Genomic DNA, 16,557 nt, shown 5'->3' with positions numbered 1-16,557 from the left:
ATCCCATGCACCGCTCGACCGCACTCCTCGGCGCGCTGACCCTCGCCGGCGCGCTCGTCGCCACGGCCCGGGCCGACGAAGAGCACCACCACGTCGATTGGAACATCGCCTCGACCGCCCCGAGCGGCGGCCAGCTCGCCGTCGACTGGAACTTCGCCACCGTCGTCGGCGTCGACTACGACGCGACGCTCACCGGCGTGCTGCCCCCCGGCTTCACGGGCTACAGCGGAACCGACCCGGGCTTCGCCTCGATCGCAGACGATGAGATCGACGAGGGCCTGTACCGCCTGCCGGCCGGCACGACCGTCACGCTCGAGATCACCGCGATCGACGCCGGCAGCGTCTCGATCTTCTTCGCGTCGCCGTCGCCCGCCACGTTGAGCGCCGTCGGACAGACGCACGTCCTCGGCACGCAGGACGCGCCGCCGCCGGGCGACCTGCACCATCACGGCGAGATGCGCCTGATCCTCAGCCTGCCGGTGGACCAGCCCGGCACGGGCACGTTCTCGTTCCGCCTCGCGGCCCCGGGCTTCACGCCGTCGGAGGAGTACACCGTCACCCTCGCGAACACCCACCTGTTCGTCGACTACGGTGCGGGCACGCCGAGCAGCAACCTCAAGTGCCAGAAGGCGATCGGCAAGAACGTCGCCAAGTTCCTCGGCGGCTACGCCAAGACGCTCTACAAGTGCCTCGACAAGGTCGCAGCGGTGGTCGCGGCCGAGGAGCAAGGCCTGCCCACCGAGTCGGCCGAAGCGCAGGCCGACCGCGCCTGCGGTGACGCCGGCGGCTCGCTGGTGCTCCGGACGACGCTGATCGGCCGGCTCGCGAACGTGTCGCAGAAGGCCCTCGACGGCGTCGCGAAGTCCTGCAGCTCGGCGTTCGGCGCCAACCAGATCGCCCGGCATCTGAACAAAGGCGCTTGCGACGTGCAGTACCTGGCGTCGCAGGGCTACGCCGAGGCGCACGCGGTGCTGGGCGCGATCACCTCGGGCGGCACGCCCGTCGTCGAGCTGCTGCCCTGCATCCTGCCGGCCCGAGCCGGCGAGGGCGAAGCGCCCTTCTGATCACCTCCCGTGGGGCCGCCGCCCGTGCGGCGGTCCCACGCCTCCGGCCGCGGGCTCCTCGTGGGCCCGCGGCCGGACCCTCGATTCCGGGAGAGCCGACGCATGCCACGACTGCTTCGTACCCTCGCCGTCCTCGCCGTCCTCCACGCCGCGCCCACGACGGCGGCGCCGCCCGTCGACGACGTCGACATGGTGGTCGGCGCCAGCGGCGAGAACGGCGGCCAGCTCCTCGTCGTGCACGACTTCGGACGCCCGATCCGCACGTCGTTCAGCGTCTCGGCGGACGGGCTCACGCGCTGGACCAGCACGCAGCCCGGCTTCGACGCCGTCGATCCGCTGACGGAAGCGGGGCCCGGCTTCCATCCCGTGAGGGCCGGCACGCCGATCCGCGTCGAGCTGCTCGCGGCCGACCCCGGTGCCTCGTTCAAGCTCGGCACGACCGTGCTCGACGCCCCCGGCGCGTCGGCGTTCGTCGCCAACGCGCCCGATCTGCACGTGCACGGCGAGTGGCGCCTCGTCCTGCCCGACGACGTACGCGGCGCGTTCCAGATCGCGCTGCGCCTCACCACCACGTCGCCCGCGTACCGCGCGTCGCCGCCGTACGTCTTCGTCCTCGTGAACGACCCCGACGTCTCGATTCCGACGACCACGCTGCCCGACGTCGGCAGGGCGCCCGACGTGCTGCTCGCAGGGCGCCGGCTGCGGCTTCGCGCCGCACGGACGGGATGGACCCTCTCCCTGCGCGCCGGCGATCGCGGCGTTCCCGCGATCGAGCCGGGCGGCGCCGACGACCCGTCGGTCGGCGGCGCCGCGCTCGTGATCGCCGGCCCGCAGGGCACGGCGACGCTTGCGCTGCCTGCCGTCGCCTGGGCCGTCCGCAAGGGCGGCCGCGTGCTGCGCTACGCCGACCCGCGCGGCGCCGCCGGACCCGTCCGCGCGGTCAGGTTGAAGACCGGCAAGCGGCTCGTCCTCACCGCCCGCAGCGACACCCCCGGGCTCGACCTCGCGACCGACCCCGGGCCGCTCCGCGTCGTCCTCACCTTCGGGACGCGGCGCACGTGCCTCGTCTTCGGCGGCACCACCAGCTGGAAGCCGGGAACGCGCTGGAACGCCCGCAACGCGCCGGCGCCCGCGGCCTGCGAATGAAGGGAATGCACGCCATGCACGGCATCCGCCTCCGCACCGCCGCGGCGCTCCTCGTCCTCGCCCCTGTCGTCGCACGGGCGCACCACGTCGTCGACTTCGTCGTGACGTCGGAGCGCGCCGACGGCGGGCGGCTGCTCGTCTCGTACGACTTCCGCAGCGTCGTCCCGGTGGGCTTCGACTTCAGGCTCGGCGACAACGCGATCTACTCGGGCACGAACCCGGGCTTCGACACCGCCGACGGCGACGAGTTCTTCCCCGGCACGAACGTTCCCTACCCCATCTTCCCGCCGGGCATCCCGATCCGGGTCCAGCTCATCGACAACGACGGCGGCCGCACCGCGATGAAGGTGGGCGGCGTCACGCTCGCGCAGCCTGGCGACGACGCCCTCGTCGGCGTGTCCGGCGCGGCTCCGCCCGGCGATCTCCACCGCCACCCCGAATGGCAGACGCTCTTCACGACGCCGCCGGGCAGGTTCGGCGAGGCCCGCATCGCGTTCCGCGTATGGACGGACGCACCGGGCTACGAGCCGTCGCCGATCTACTCGCTCGTCCTCACGAACGGTCATCTGCCGGCGCCCGAGTTCGCCGGCGACCGCTACGATCGCGACAGTGTCCGCTGCCAACAGGCGGTCGGCGCGGCAACGGCGCCGTTCGTGGCGGTCCTCTCCGCAGGGCTGCGCCGCTGCCTCGATCGCGTCCAGGTCGTGCGCGCGCGCCAGGCCGCGGCGATCGACGACACGCGGGCGTTCGCCGCGGCGGGCAAGGCCTGCGACGATCGCCTCGTCGCCCGCGTCGAGCGGGCGCAAGCCAAGGCCCGCGCCCGCCTCGTCCAGCGCTGCGGCGAGGGCGGCTCGGCGGACTTCGCCGAGACGACGATCGACCAGCACCTCGGCCTGCTGCGCTGCCGCACCGAGGGCATGCTCGCCGCCTCGTACTTCCGCGCGCGCACGTACCTTCGCCTGTTCGCAGCGTCGGACGGCCGCGCGCTCGCCGACCACTTCCCGTGCGTCGTGCAGACCGCCGGCGAGGAAGAGGGACCGAGCTGATGCGCCGCGCCGCCGTCGTCGCGCTCCTCCTCACGCTCGCAGGCCACGCGCTCGCCGATCCCGCGATCGGCGATCCGCCGGAGATACTGCTCGGCAACCGTCTCTTCGACGAGACCCGCTTCGCGCAGTTCGCCGCCGTCCACGGCGCCCCGGACCCGAACGCGCCGCTCGCCGTGGGCGACCCCGTCGTCGACGACACCGCGACCACCGGCACGCCGCTGCCGGGGCCTTTCGCCGGCCAGGCGATGAACTGCCGCGCCTGCCACCTCGACGTCGAGCACAAGACGACGCCGGGTGGCGGCGGACGCAACTACGCCGACTTCGCCCGCCGCAGCCCGATCCCCGCCCGCGACGACGGCGAGACCCACACCGTACGCAACTCGCAGCAGCTGCTGAACGCGTCGCTGCGCCGCGACGGAGCGTTCGCGCTCCACTTCGACGCCGAGTTCGCGACCCTCGAGGATCTCGTGGCGGCGACGTTCACCGGCCGCAACTTCGGCTGGTACCCCGACGAGCGCGCAACCGCGGTGGCGTGGATCGCGCGCGTCGTCCGCGAGGACGACGGCCGCGGCGCCCTCGCCCAGGCGTTCGGCGGGGCGTCCTACGCCGGCCTCTTCGCCGGCTACGACTCGCTCCACCCGATCGATCTGCCGATCCCGACGGCACGCCGGTTCGACGTCCGCCGCGCCAGCGACGAACAGATCCTGGCCGCCGTGGCGGCGTTCGTCGCGGACTACGTCCGCTCCCTCGTCGGCGCGCAGGACACGGCCGGCGCCTTCGCTGCGTCGCCCTACGACGTCTTCCTGCGCAAGAACGGCCTGCCCGTGGCCCCCCGCCGGGCGGAGAGCCCCGCGCGCTACACGCGGCGGCTCGCGCGGCTCGTCGCACGGCTCGACGCGCCGGCCTTCGTCGACGCTGCCGACGGACGCTTCCTCCTCCACCCGCACGACTTCGTCTTCGGCCCCGACGAGCTGCACGGGCTGCGCACATTCCTCTCGCCGAAGGCCGGCAACTGCGCCGCCTGCCATCCCGCCCCCGCCTTCACCGACTTCGGCGTCCACAACACGGGCGCCACCCAGGACGAGTACGACGCCGTCCACGGCCCCGGCAGCTTCGCGACGATCGCGATCCCGGACCTCGCCGCGCGCAGCGCCGACCCGGCCCGCTTCCTCCCACCCAGCGCCGCCCATCCACGCGCGCCGGGACCGTTCCGCGCGATCGCCCGTCCGGATCGTCCCGGCTTCACCGACCTCGGGCTCTGGAACGTCTTCGCCAACCCCGACGTCGCCGACACCCGCCGCACGCGAGCGCTCGCCAGGCTGGTGTGCGCGAGTCGCGGGACCCGCGGCTGCCCCCGCCGCCCCGCGGCGCTGCTTCCTGCCACGGTCGCGCTCTTCAAGACGCCGGGGCTGCGCGACCTCGGACACTCCGCGCCCTATCTCCACGACGGCAGCCGCGACACGCTCGCGGACGTCGTGCGGTTCTATGCGCGGAGCGCCGACCTCGCCCGTGCCGGCCTTCTGCGCAACGGCGCGCGGCAGCTGCGCAAGGTCCGCATTGCGGACGCCGAGATCGCGCCGGTGGCGGCGTTCCTGCGGGCGCTCGATGAGGACTTCGAATGACCTGGGCACAGGTCGCTGCGACGCTGCTCGTGGCCGCGGTCGCGCGCGCCGAGGTTCGCCTCGAGGCGAGGCTGACGCCCTTGCCCGGCGGGCCGCCGGAAGCACGCGGTCTCGCCGTGCTGACGCTGCGGGACGACGGCACGGTGCGCTGGGAGCTTCGCGTCGCGGACCTCGGCGGCTTCGCGACGGTCACCGAGCTGCGCGTCGGCGCGGCGGGGCCGGGCGTCGTCGCGCTCACCAACCCGCCGGCGAGCGGAACCCACATCGGCCGGTTCGGCCCGCTCGCCGCCGAGGCGCAGGCCGCGCTCGTCGATGCGCGGTGGTGGCTGCACGTCGCGACCGCGTCGGCGCCGGACGGCGCGCTGCACGGGCTCATCCTGCCTGCGGCGATCGACGGCCGCACCTGCGGCTGCGCAGGCGCGGCGAGCGGCGCGGCGTTTCGGGCCTGCGTTCGCACCGCCGTGCGCAGACTCCCCCGCGCGCAGCGGCGCACGCCCGGGGTGCGTGCGCTGAAGCGCGCGGCGCAGGCGGCGAGCTGCGGGCCGCCCACGCGCCGTGCCCGCACGCGGCCCGGCTGCTGCCTGCCGCGTACCCCGGCGGGCAACGTCGTGGTCGAGCGGCTCTGCGTGCCGCGGGCCGCCGGTCCGTGTACGCGCCTCGGCGGGATGCGCGCCTCCGGCGCGTGCTCGGCTTCGCCGCCTGCATGCTCTAGGGAAGCCCCATGACGACGATGCGTCGCCCGCTTCTCGCCGCGCTGCTGCTTCTCGCCTCCGCCGCCGGCGGCGCCGCCCAGGTTCCCGCCAAGGCCGACGTCGAGAGGGCCCTCGCCGCCGCGCGCGCGAGGTACGCCGGCCTCACCGAAGGCAGGAACGCCGACTACATCCCCGCGCTCGCGACCGTGCCGTCGACGCTGTTCGGCATCGTCGTCGTCACCGTCGACGGGCAGATCACGGCCGTCGGCGACGTCGAGCGGCGGTTCTCGATCCAGTCGATCTCCAAGGTCTTCACGCTGGCCGAGGTGATGCAGCAGCGCGGCGACGAGGCGATCGCGAACGGGGTCGGCGTCGACGCCACGGGCCAGGCGTTCAACTCCATCACCGCCATCGAGCAGTACAAGGGCCGCGAAATGAACCCGCTCGTCAACGCCGGCGCGATCGCCGTCACGAGCATGGTGGAGGGCGAGAGCGCCGACGAGGTCTGGGCGACGATCCTCGCCGGCTACGGTGCGTTCGCCGGGCGCACGCTGGCGATCGACGCCGAGGTCTACGCCTCCGAGGCGGCGACGAACCAGCGCAACCAGGCGATCGGCATGCTCATGCACGCCTACGGTCTGATCGCGAAGAACCCGGCCCAGGCGACCGACCTCTACACCCGCCAGTGCTCCGTCGCCGTGGACACGCGCGATCTCGCCACCATGGCCGCGACGCTGGCGAACGGCGGCGTGAATCCGGTGACCAAGGCGACGGTGATCGACGCCCGCCACGTGCCGGGCGTCCTCGCCGTGATGGCGACGGCCGGGCTCTACGACGACTCCGGCAAGTGGCTGTTCCGTACCGGCCTGCCGGCGAAGAGCGGCGTGGGCGGCGGCATCATCGCCGTCTCGCCGGGCAAGTTCGGCATCGCCGCCTTCTCGCCCCCGCTCGACGCCGCCGGCAACAGCGTGCGCGCCCAGCGCGCGATCATGGACGTGTCGAACGCCCTCGGCGGCAACCCCTACGCCGTGACGCCGCGCTGAGCGCCCGCGGCGCGCGCCGGTTTGCATCCCGGGTGGTCCTGCGACAGCGTGCGCTCCGCGCCGCATGGCCAGGCCCCGCACCCGCCCGAAGACCCGCCCCGCGTCCCGCCGGACGGCGACGCCGCGCGCGCCGCGGCGGGCGACGCTCACCGAGGCCGAGTTCGCCCGCGTCGCCCGCGCCTTGGCCGAGCCGCGCCGCTTCCGCATCCTCGCCGACATCGCCGCGTGCGACGCGGCCATGCCGTGCACCCACCTCACCGAGCGGCACGACGTCTCCGCCGCCACGCTCTCGCACCACCTGAAGGAGCTCGAGGCGGCCGGGCTCGTGGCCATCGCCCGCGAAGGGAAGTTCGCCCACCTCACGCTCCGCCGCAACGTCCTGCGCGCCTACCTCGCGCGTCTCGCGCGCCTCTGAGCCGAGCGTCCCCCCGTTGACTCGGGTCGGGGCGGGTGGAACGTTTCGATGGCCGTCGAAATGAACCCGCGACGGCAAGGAGACGTACAGTGGGCAGACTCACAGGCAAGGTGGCGGTCGTCACCGGCGCCGCCAAGGGCATCGGTGCCGCGATCGCGAAGGAGCTCGGGGCCGCGGGTGCGGCCGTGGTGGTGAACTACGCGGCGGACCGCGAGGGCGCCGAGCGCGTCGTGGGACACGTCACCCGGCGGGGCGGCAAGGCCGTCGCCGTCCAGGCCGACGTCGCCCGGCCGGACGACGTGCAGCGCCTCTTCGCCGAGACGCAGAAGGCGTTCGGCCGGCTCGACGTCCTCGTCAACAACGCCGGCATCTATCGCTTCGCACCGCTCGAGGAGGTCACGCCGGAGGAGTTCCATCGCCAGTTCGACGTCAACGTGCTCGGGCTGATCCTCGCGACGCAGGCGGCCGTGGCGCGCTTCGGGCCGGAGGGCGGCAGCGTCATCAACGTCGGCTCGGTGGCGAGCACGAAGCCGCTGATCGGGTCCGTGATCTATTCGGCCACGAAGGGCGCCGTCGACACCGTCACCCGCGAGCTGGCACGCGAGCTGGGACCGCGGAAGGTCCGGGTGAACGCCATCAACCCCGGCGTGGTCGCGACCGAGGGGGCGACCGCGATCGGCTTCATCGGCAGCGACGCCGAGAAGCAGATCGCCGCCGAGACCCCGCTCGGCCGCAACGGCGTCCCCGAGGACATCGCGCCCATCGCGGTCTTCCTGGCGTCGGAGGAGTCGGGCTGGCTCACCGGCGAGCTGCTCGTCGCCGCCGGCGGCTACCGCTAGCCGGCGCCGGGGCCGTCGCGACCGACCCGCGTCGGCGCGCGGCTCCGGCGGCCGGACCCGCGTCCGCGTTGACCTCGCCGGGCGCCGGCGCCAGGCTGGCGCCACCGTGACCGCCGACCGCGACGCCCAGCTCGCCCGCCTCGACGCCGACGGCTACGTCGTCCTCGACGGGCTGCTGTCGGCTCGGGATCTGCGCACGTACCGCGACGCGCTGGCGCCGCACTTCGCGCGTCAGGCCTTCGGCCGCAACGACTTCGAGGGCCGCCGCACCGAGCGCGTCTACACGCTGCCCGCCGTCCACGCGGCGTTCGCGGCGCTCGCGGCCCACCCGCACGTGCTCGCGCTGCTCGACGCCCTGCTCGCACCGCACTACCTCCTCACCGCCGGGCAGGCGATCCGCATCCATCCCGGCGAAACGGCACAGGCGCTCCACTTCGACGACAGCTTCTATCCCTTTCCCCGCCCGCGCGCGCCGATCAGCGTCGCCACCATCTGCGCCATCGACGACTTCACCGCCGAGAACGGCGCCACCGAGGTGATCCGCGGCAGCCACCGCTGGGGCGACGTCGTCCCGCGCGGCGTGGTGTCGGCGGGCGACTTCGCGCAGGCGACGACGTACGGCCGCGGCGCCGACTCCGCGCTGGCGCTGTCGGCCGAGCACGCGCCCGACGTCGTCGACGCCGCGCCGCAGCCCGTCGTCATGCCCGCCGGCTCCGTCGTGCTCTTCCTCGGTACGCTCTGGCACCGGGGCGGCGCCAACCGCAGCGCGGCGCCGCGGCTCGCGGTCACCTACCAGTACTGCGAGCCGTGGGCGCGCCAGCAGGAGAACTTCACCCTCGCGATCGCGCCCGAGGTCGCGCGCGCGATGCCCGAGCGCGTGCAGGAGCTGCTCGGCTACACGATCCATCCGCCGTTCATGGGGCACGTGGGCGGCGTGCACCCGAAGCGCCGGCTCGCGTAGACGTCACCCGCCGACGCGCCCGCTGCCCGCCGCGCAGGCGCGGGAGCCGCTGGTCGCGCCGGCGGCGAGCGTCCGGGCGGTGAGCAGCACGTGCCGGCCGCGCGCCGCGACGTCGAGGGCGTCGCCCGTCATGCGCTGGAGATCCTCCACCTGACCGAGGCCGGCGACGACGAAGACGCGGTCGCGGCGCGCGAGCACGTGGCGCAGGTCGCGCGGCCGCTCGATCCGGTGCGTGGGCCGATCGAGGTAGAACGCGAGCGAATCGGGCGTGTCGCCCCAGACCAGCACGGGTCCCACCGCTGCCGGGTCGCACGCCCGGATCAGACGCGCCAGGGGAGCGTCGCTGAAGCGTGCTTCGAGCCCGGGCACGACGAGACCGTAGAAGGCTGCCGCCGTCGCCATCACCGCGCCGACGAGGCCCGCGGCCGCCGTCTCGACGGGGGCGCGCCGCGCGAGCCGCGCCAGGACGCAGGCGATCGCGACGCTGGCGACGGCCAGCGCCGCACGCTGCGGGAAAGGCGTCGTGATGCGCGCGAGCCCGGCCGCGAGCAGGCCGGCGCCGGCCACGATCCAGGTGCCGCTCGCGACCACGAGGCCGCCCCGCACGAGCCGCCGCGTCGGCTCCGACACCCGACGCCGCGCCGCTTCGGCCAGGACGCGGCCACCGAGCAACGCGAGCGCCGGCATGGCCGGGAGGACGTAGGTGGCGAGCTTGCCGCTCGACACGGTGAAGAACGCGACCACGGCCGCCGCCCAGATCAGGCAGAAGCGCTGCGCCTCGTCGAGCCCGCGCTCCCGGCCGTCGCGCACGACCGCGGGCAGGAGCGCGCTCCAGGGCCAGAACACCGCGAGCGCGAAGACGGGCGTGTACCAGAACGGCGCCGGATGGAGACGCTCCGAGGCCGCGAGAAAGCGCTTCAGGTGATGACGGACGAGGAACTCCGAGAGATACGCCGGGTCGAGCCAGGCGGCGGCGACGTACCACGGTCCCGCCACCACGAGGCACGGGAGCGCGACCACGAGCAGGGAGCGCCCGCGCAGCAGGCGCACCCGCCCCGTCGTCGCCAGGTGCACGACGACGATGGCGCCGACGAGGACCGGCGCCACCGCGCCCTTCGCGAGGAGTCCCACGCCGAGCGCGACGCCGGCCAGAGCGAGCGGCGTCCGCGGCCCCTCCTCGCGGCTCCAGGCGTACAGCGCGACGAGCGCCGACGTCACGGCGACGGTGAGGAGCATGTCGAGCGACGAGAAGCGTCCGAGGCCGAGGAAGCCGAGCGCCGTGACGAGCATCGTCGCCGCCGCGACGGCGGCCGCGAGGCCCCAGGCGCGCAGCGCGAACCAGAAGACGAGCCCCACCGTCGCGAGCGCGCTGCACGCCGAGACCCAGCGCGCGGCGACCGTCGTCGGACCGCCGAGCGCGTACGCGACCGCCGTGAGCCAGTAATAGAGGATCGGCTTGTCGTGATACGGCCGGCCGTGCAGACGCGGCAGCAGCATGCCGCGCCAGTCGGTCGCGGCCCACAGGTTGCGGGCGATGAGCGCGTGGCGGCCCTCGTCGGGATCCCAGAGCGGATAGGCGCCGAGCCCCACGAAGAGGAGGAGCGCCGCGAGCGCGAGCACGGCGCAGGCGGCGACCGCGACGAGCGGCCGGGGTTGCCGCGACGAGCCTGCCGGCGCGACGCGGAGTCCGCGTCGCCCGGCCGTCGGATGCGATTGCACGCGGGGGCGGCTACCAGCGCGCACCTTGCGTGCACGTGAACGGCGCACGCGCCGCACGCCGCGCCGGTGCGCCACCCGAGCGCGAGGATGACACGAGCATGAACGCCACGGACGGCGCGCATTGTGTCGGCGCCGCGCGGGCTGCTAGCGCAACCGCGCCGGACGGCGTGCCGGCACGTACGACCTGAACGACAGCCGCAGCGTGGTCGACATCCCGACGCAGCAGGGAACGGCGGTGACGGCGAAGACGCCCACCTTGAGCGTGCAGGCGACGTCGGTCGCGGGCGAGGTCGGCGTGGGCCTCGAGTACTTCCTGAACCACGACGTCAGCGTCGGGCTCGCCCTGCCCGTCTACCTCTACCCCGACATCGCGACGACGGTGCAGCGCGGCCACAAGCCCGTCGAGCACGGCCACGTCAACTTCTCGGGCCTCGTGCCGCAGCTCCAGGTGAAGGCGTACTTCGAGTGAGCCGGCCGGCTCAGCCCGGTAGCCAGACGCGGTAGTACGTCGGCGTCTCGAAGCCCATGCGCCGGTACACCGGCTCGCCCATCGGCGACGCCTGCAGCGACGCCGCCGCGAGCCCGCGCCGCCGGCCCTCCGCCACCACCGCCCACGTCACCGCCGCGCCGTAGCCGCGCCCCTGCGCGTCGCCGACCGTCCCCACCCAGCCCACGCCCGCGAGGCCGTCGGCGGGATACAGCACCGCCCCTGCCACCGCCTCGCCGCCGCGCCAGGCGAGGAACGCCTGCGCGGCCGCGCCGGCCAGGCCGGCCAGCGAGGCGAAGCGCGCCGCGGTGCTCTGCGCGGGCACGCCGTACACGCTCCACGCGTCGAGCATCACGCGGCGGTAGGCGGTGACGTCGCGCGCGTCGGCGACGGCGCGCACGACGACGTCCTTCGGCGTCGCCGGCTCGGCGCCGGCGCCGACGAGCGCCATGCCCGGCACCTCCGCCAGCGGGAAGAAGCCCGCCTCGGGCAGCGCCTGCTCGAGGGCGGCGTCGGCATGGGCGCGCGTCCACGCCGACCACGGCAGCGCCGCCGGGGCGAACGCCGCGGCCGCGTGGGCGCGCAGCGCGACGGCGGCGAGCGGGCCGGTGACGATCGCCATGTTGGTCAGCACCGTGCCGTGGGGATGGCCGAGGCAGACGAGGCCGTCGTGCTCGTGCACGAAGCCGCCGGCGGTGACGCGCGCGTCGAGCCGGTTCATCGCCGCCATGTTGCGGTCCATGGCCGCGAGCAGCGCGGGGCGGGCCAGGGCGCCGGGTGCGGTGGCGGTGCTCACGGCTCGGACGGCTCGGCGAGCGCAGCGAGGAAGTCGGCGCCCCAGCGCGCGACCTTGGCAGGCCCGACGCCGGGCACGTCGAGCAGCGCCTCGGGTGTCGCCGGGCGCATCGCCGCCATGGCGAGCAGGGTCGCGTCGCTGCACACGATGTAGGCCGGCACGCCGGCGGCGTCGGCGAGGCGGCGGCGCAGCGCCTTCAGCCGCTGCACGACGGCGTCGTCGGCGACCGCCGGCTCCGCGGGCGCCAGCGTGCCGCTGCGGCCCTTGCGGGGCATGCGCGGCGCGGCGGCGAGCAGGTCGGCGCCGGTGCAGACGTCGCACGAGGTGCCGCACGCTTCGCGGCGCTCGCCGAAGTGGCCGACCAGCACCTGATGCCGGCAGCCGCGGTTGTCCACCAGGCGGAAGAGGTCGCGCGCCTGGCGGCGGCGCTGTGCCGCGAGCTCCTCGTCGCCGTCGTCCTGCAGCGCGTCCCAGCTCATCACGTCGGCCCAGGAGTAGAAGAGGATGCAGTCGCTCGCGAGGCCATCGCGGCCGGCGCGGCCGATCTCCTGGTACCAGCCCTCGACCGAGCGCGGCAGATCGCGGTGGATCACGTAGCGCACGTTGGGCTTGTCGATCCCCATGCCGAAGGCGACCGTGGCGACGACGACGTCGACGTCGTCGCGGCGGAAGGCCTCCTGCGTCCTGGTGCGGGCCTCGTGCTCCATGCCGGCGTGATACGCCATGGCGCGCACGCCGTGCTCGCGCAGCCACTCGGTCATCTGCTCGACCGCCTTGCGGGTGAGGCAGTAGACGATGCCGCTCTGTCCGGCCCGCGCCCGCACCAGACGGCCGATCGCCTCGCGCACGCCGAGGCCGAGCCCGTCGCCCTTGCGGTAGGCGTGCACGTGCAGGTTCTGGCGGAAGAACGAGCCGCGCACCTGCAGCGGCGCCTCCATGCCGAGCTGGCCGATGATGTCGCGCGTGACCGCCGGCGTGGCCGTCGCGGTGAGCGCCAGCACCGGCACGCCGGCGAAGCGCTTCTTCAGGCCCTGGAGGTTGCGGTAGGCGGGACGGAAGTCGTGGCCCCACTGGCTGATGCAGTGGGCCTCGTCGACGGCGACGAGCCGCAGGTCGACGCCGCCGAGCGCGCCGCCGACCGACGCCTCGAGCCCCTCCGGCGCCGCGTACACGAGCTCGTAGGCGCCGGCCCGCAGCCCCTCGACCCGAGCCCGCCGCTCCGCCGGCTCGAGGCTCGAGTTGAGGTAGGTGGCGCGCAGGCCGGCGGCGTCGGCCGCGTCGACCTGGTCCTTCATGAGCGAGATGAGCGGCGAGAGCACCAGCGTCGTGCCGCCGAGGCAGCGGGCGGGAACCTGGTAGGTGAGCGACTTGCCGGCGCCGGTCGGCATGACGCCGATACAGTCGCGGCCGCCGAGGACGGCGTCGATGATCTCGGCCTGGCCGGGCCGGAACGCCTCGTAGCCGAAGACGGAGCGCAGCACGTCGTGCGGCGTGGCCGCCGAGCCGATGGTGAGCGGGCGCTTCGGCGCCGGCGCCTTCAGGGCGGCGGCCAGGAGCCGCAGGGCCTCGATCGCACCGGTGTCGAAGAGCGCGCTGCGCTCGCGCCAGGTGGCGCGCAGCTGCTCGAGCCCGCCCAGGCAGCGGCGCCGCAGCGCCGGGTCCGCGGGATCGCCCGCCTCCCAGGCGGCACGCAGCGCGGCGACGGCCCGGGCGACGTCCTCGCGCGAGCCGAGCGGCGGCGGCGCGAACCCGGGGAGCGCGGTCTGGGCGGCGTCGTCGAGCTCGGCCATCGGCGGGAGCGGAGTCTAGTGCGCGGCGGGCGTCGGGGAAATCGCTACGATCGGAACCTGCACGGGACGTGGGCCCGGCTACGCGCTCGCGCCGCCGAGCGCAAGCGACCCGCGGCCGACTGCACGGTAGCGATGGCTGCGCAGTCGCCGCCGGTTGCCAGGAGCGCGGGCGACTTGCTAGCCACGCGCAGTGCCGACTCCCTCGACCCGCCGTCTCGTCCTCGCCGGCCTCGCCCTCGTGGTCGCCACCACGGCGGCGGCCCGCGACCGCGCTCCCCGTACCTTCGTCACCGAGCAGCAGCCGTTCGTGCTCGGCCAGGCCGTCGACTGGCTCGACGCCGACACGGTCGTCTGGCACGACGCGTTCATCCGCGACGAGGACGGCGACGGCGAGTTCGACATCCATCGCTCGCGCCTCGACGGCTCGGCGCGCGTCTGCCTCACCTGCGACCTCGAGGGACGCCACCAGGTGCCCGTCGTGCAGCCGGGCGGGCGCTGGATCCTGTTCCACTCGTGGCACGGCCACACCGTCACGATCGGCGCGCCGGGCTTCGGCGGCATCGGCTCGGACGTGTGGGTGATGACGGCCGACGGCCAGCAGAAGACGAACCTCACCCGCAGCGGCGACCTCGAGGACCACTTCCACGCCTACTGGTCGCCGGACGGGAAGTGGATCGTCTGGACCGCGCTCAACTGGAACGCGAGCGCCGGCGGCACCGGCAGGTCCGACGTACGCGTCGCCCGCTTCGATCCGAACGGGCCGAACGGCCCGCAGCTCGTCGACGAGCGCGTCGTCCGCCCGGCCAACGGGCACTGGTACGAGACGCAGTGGTGGGCACCCGACGGCTCGGGCTTCCTCTACACCGAGACCGTCGACACGGCGGTGAACCCGGAGCTGTTCTTCTGCCATCTGAAGAAGCGCGACCGCGGCGAGTGCCGCCCGGTGCGCCTCACCGACCACCTCGCCTGGGACGAGCAGGCGATCTTCACCCCGGACATGAAGCACGTGATCTTCATGTCGTCGCGCGACCTGCCCGGCGCGCACAACACCTGGACCACCGCGGCCCACCTGCTCGGGCTGCCGGCCGACTACGACTTCGCCCTCATCCTCTCGGTGTTCGCGAACAACTTCCTCCAACCCCGCTTCGAGCAGGCCACCGACCTCTGGGAGCTGACGCTGCAGTGGAACCGCGGCCGCACGCGCTTCAAGCCGGGCGCGCTGCGCCGGCTGACGCACACGGGCAACGACGGCTGGGTCATTCCCGAGTTCGCCTGGGACCCGAAGGGCAAGCGTCTCCTGTGGTCGCAGGCGCGCATCAGCGCCGCCACCCGCATCGACCAGGGCTGCACCATCCGCCGCCTGCGCGACGCCCTCGTCACCCGCCTCGCCGGTGTGCAGACCGTCGCCGACCTGCCCCTCGACCTCGACGTCCGGATCCGCGACGCCGCGGCGGAGATGCTGCGCGACCCGCGCGCCTACACGCCGCCCGACGACGCCTGCGGCGGCTCTTTGCCGGACACGCCGCCCGTCTTCGAGCAGCAGACCCTGATCGGACGCTACGAGTGACGGCCCCGCGGCGTCTTGCGAAGCCCGGCGGCGGCCGGCTACCCAGGCCGTCCGGAGGATCCATGACCCACGCGACCCGCACCCGCCTCGCCGCCGCCCTCACCCTCGCGCTGCTGCCCTCGCTCGCCGCCGCCCAGTTCGGCAACTGCGGGCCGGACGTCGAGAAGTACTGCAAGGGCGTCCTGCCCGGCCGCGGCCGCCTGCTGCGCTGCCTCGAAAGCCGCGCGGCGGACCTCACGCCCGCCTGCAAGCAGACCGTCGGCGTGCCCACCTTCACCAACCCGGAGAGCGCCTGCCACGACGACGTCGTGAAGTACTGTCGCGACGCCGCCCCCGACAAGGCGAAGGTGAAGGCCTGCCTGCAGGAGAACGCGGCGAAGCTCTCCGACGCCTGCAAGACCGCCCTCGTTGCGCACGGCAGCTGAAGCGCCCTGGCGCCGGACCACACGCCGCGGGCCGGGGCCGCGCGGCTCAGCGCGCGAGCTGCACGGCGACGAAGCGCTGCATCGCGCGGATGCAGGCCGTCGCGGCGCCGCCCGGAAAGTTCGCGAACGAGTGGCCGACGCCCGGGAACACCTCGAGCGCGGCCTCGCCGCCGGCCGACCGCCACACGTCGCGCAATCCCTCGGACATCGGCAGGGTGACGTTCTCGTCGAGCTCGGGATGCGCGATCCAGAGCGGCGGCAGGGCCTCGTGCTCGCCCGCGGCCACGATGCGCGGCACGCTGGCGCGCTCCATGGTGGCGGCGTCGCCGAAGAACGCGTCGTGGGCCGCTTTCAGGTGCTCGGGACGGAAGAAGCGATCGCGCGGCGGCACCGGATCGGTCATGCGCTCGCGCAGGTAGTGGTAGCGCGTCAGGGGATCGGCGACCGGCCACAGCGCCAGCACGTACGCGACGGCGAGCGGCGCCGCCGCGACCGGCGCCGTCCCGAGCGAGGACGTGGTCGCGTACTCGGCGGCGTTCGGGCGCAGCGCGGCGAGGAGTGCCAGGTGCCCGCCGCTCGAGCCGCCGACGAGCCCCGGCGGCGCCGCGAGCGCGCCCAGCTCCGCACCCGCGTCGCGTACGAACCGCAACCCGGCGACGACGTCGGCGACCGCGGTCGGGTAGCCGTGGTCGGGCGCCTGGCGGAAGTCGAGCGCGACCACGACCATGCCGCGCGCCGCGAGCGCGCGGCATATGTTGGCGTCGACGGTGCGGTCGAAGTGCGACCAGGCGCCGCCGTGCACGTCGACCAGCGCCGGGTACGGCCCACCGCCGCGCGGCCGGTAGACGCGGGCGAGCAGGCGCTCGCCCGCAGGCGCGGCGTACTGGACGTCCTCGACCTCGACGGCGTGGACCTCCTCGGCGTGGACGGTGGGACGCAACGCCG

The 16,557-nt window shown here is 74.6% G+C and carries 16 protein-coding genes; 12 read left to right on the top strand and 4 right to left on the bottom strand.

All coding sequences use genetic code 11. The features are described from left to right. Nucleotides 1-5 precede the first annotated feature (5 nt). From KIT14_12380 to KIT14_12340, 9 genes are all read left to right on the top strand, one after another. Entirely contained in the window at nt 6-1,064 is a 1,059-nt protein-coding gene (locus tag KIT14_12380) for a hypothetical protein (GenBank protein ID MCW5891332.1), read from the top strand. A 102-nt stretch (nt 1,065-1,166) separates the two neighbouring features. Further along, nucleotides 1,167-2,210, top strand: a complete 1,044-nt coding sequence (locus KIT14_12375; protein MCW5891331.1) for a hypothetical protein — start codon at nt 1,167-1,169, stop codon at nt 2,208-2,210. Further along, entirely contained in the window at nt 2,207-3,256 is a 1,050-nt protein-coding gene (locus KIT14_12370; protein MCW5891330.1) for a hypothetical protein, read from the top strand. The genes KIT14_12375 and KIT14_12370 overlap by 4 nt, the downstream gene beginning before the upstream one ends. Further along, the gene (locus KIT14_12365; GenBank protein MCW5891329.1) at nt 3,256-4,878 is read left to right on the top strand and encodes a hypothetical protein; all 1,623 of its coding nucleotides are present in this window, start codon (nt 3,256-3,258) and stop codon (nt 4,876-4,878) included. The genes KIT14_12370 and KIT14_12365 overlap by 1 nt, the downstream gene beginning before the upstream one ends. Further along, entirely contained in the window at nt 4,875-5,603 is a 729-nt protein-coding gene (locus KIT14_12360) for a CHRD domain-containing protein (GenBank protein MCW5891328.1), read from the top strand. Before KIT14_12365 ends, KIT14_12360 begins: the two co-directional genes overlap by 4 nt. Beyond that, a complete protein-coding gene (glsA, locus tag KIT14_12355; GenBank protein MCW5891327.1) occupies nt 5,600-6,613 on the top strand; it encodes a glutaminase A in 1,014 nt (337 codons plus the stop codon). The genes KIT14_12360 and glsA overlap by 4 nt, the downstream gene beginning before the upstream one ends. Nucleotides 6,614-6,677: 64 nt before the next feature. Further along, nucleotides 6,678-7,028 carry a helix-turn-helix transcriptional regulator gene (locus tag KIT14_12350; GenBank protein MCW5891326.1) on the top strand — a complete coding sequence of 117 codons (351 nt, stop codon included), beginning with the start codon at nt 6,678-6,680 and terminating at the stop codon, nt 7,026-7,028. An 89-nt stretch (nt 7,029-7,117) separates the two neighbouring features. After that, nucleotides 7,118-7,867 (top strand): glucose 1-dehydrogenase, encoded by a 750-nt coding sequence (locus KIT14_12345; GenBank protein ID MCW5891325.1) that lies wholly within the window; start codon nt 7,118-7,120, stop codon nt 7,865-7,867. Between the two features lie 106 nt (nt 7,868-7,973). Further along, on the top strand, nt 7,974-8,828 hold the full coding sequence (locus tag KIT14_12340; protein ID MCW5891324.1) for a phytanoyl-CoA dioxygenase family protein: 855 nt from the start codon (nt 7,974-7,976) through the stop codon (nt 8,826-8,828). Nucleotides 8,829-8,831: 3 nt separating this feature from the next. On the opposite strand, the gene KIT14_12335 is transcribed toward KIT14_12340, so the two are convergent. Beyond that, on the bottom strand, nt 8,832-10,448 hold the full coding sequence (locus KIT14_12335; protein ID MCW5891323.1) for a glycosyltransferase family 39 protein: 1,617 nt from the start codon (nt 10,446-10,448) through the stop codon (nt 8,832-8,834). 301 nt (nt 10,449-10,749) lie between these two features. Between KIT14_12335 and KIT14_12330 the strand changes: the two genes are divergently transcribed. Next, nucleotides 10,750-11,016, top strand: a complete 267-nt coding sequence (locus tag KIT14_12330) for a hypothetical protein (GenBank protein MCW5891322.1) — start codon at nt 10,750-10,752, stop codon at nt 11,014-11,016. A gap of 10 nt (nt 11,017-11,026) precedes the next feature. On the opposite strand, the gene KIT14_12325 is transcribed toward KIT14_12330, so the two are convergent. Beyond that, nucleotides 11,027-11,830 (bottom strand): GNAT family N-acetyltransferase, encoded by an 804-nt coding sequence (locus KIT14_12325; GenBank protein MCW5891321.1) that lies wholly within the window; start codon nt 11,828-11,830, stop codon nt 11,027-11,029. Beyond that, entirely contained in the window at nt 11,827-13,620 is a 1,794-nt protein-coding gene (locus tag KIT14_12320; GenBank protein MCW5891320.1) for an ATP-dependent DNA helicase RecQ, read from the bottom strand. Before KIT14_12320 ends, KIT14_12325 begins: the two co-directional genes overlap by 4 nt. Before the next feature lie 190 nt (nt 13,621-13,810). Here KIT14_12320 and KIT14_12315 point away from each other — a divergent pair, with 190 nt between their 5' ends. Both KIT14_12315 and KIT14_12310 read left to right on the top strand, forming a co-directional pair. After that, nucleotides 13,811-15,187, top strand: coding sequence for a PD40 domain-containing protein (locus KIT14_12315; GenBank protein MCW5891319.1), 1,377 nt, complete (start codon nt 13,811-13,813; stop codon nt 15,185-15,187). Between the two features lie 62 nt (nt 15,188-15,249). Beyond that, complete coding sequence (locus KIT14_12310; GenBank protein MCW5891318.1) at nt 15,250-15,612, top strand: hypothetical protein; 363 nt, start codon at nt 15,250-15,252, stop codon at nt 15,610-15,612. Nucleotides 15,613-15,658: 46 nt separating this feature from the next. Here KIT14_12310 and KIT14_12305 read toward each other — a convergent pair whose 3' ends face one another. Then, nucleotides 15,659-16,552 (bottom strand): alpha/beta hydrolase, encoded by an 894-nt coding sequence (locus KIT14_12305; protein ID MCW5891317.1) that lies wholly within the window; start codon nt 16,550-16,552, stop codon nt 15,659-15,661. Nucleotides 16,553-16,557: the final 5 nt, after the last annotated feature.

It is taken from the genome of bacterium (assembly GCA_026129405.1).
GTDB lineage: Bacteria > Desulfobacterota > Binatia > DP-6 > DP-6 > JAHCID01.
Note: the sequence above shows the minus strand (reverse complement) of the source record. Positions and strands in the feature narration are given on the sequence as shown.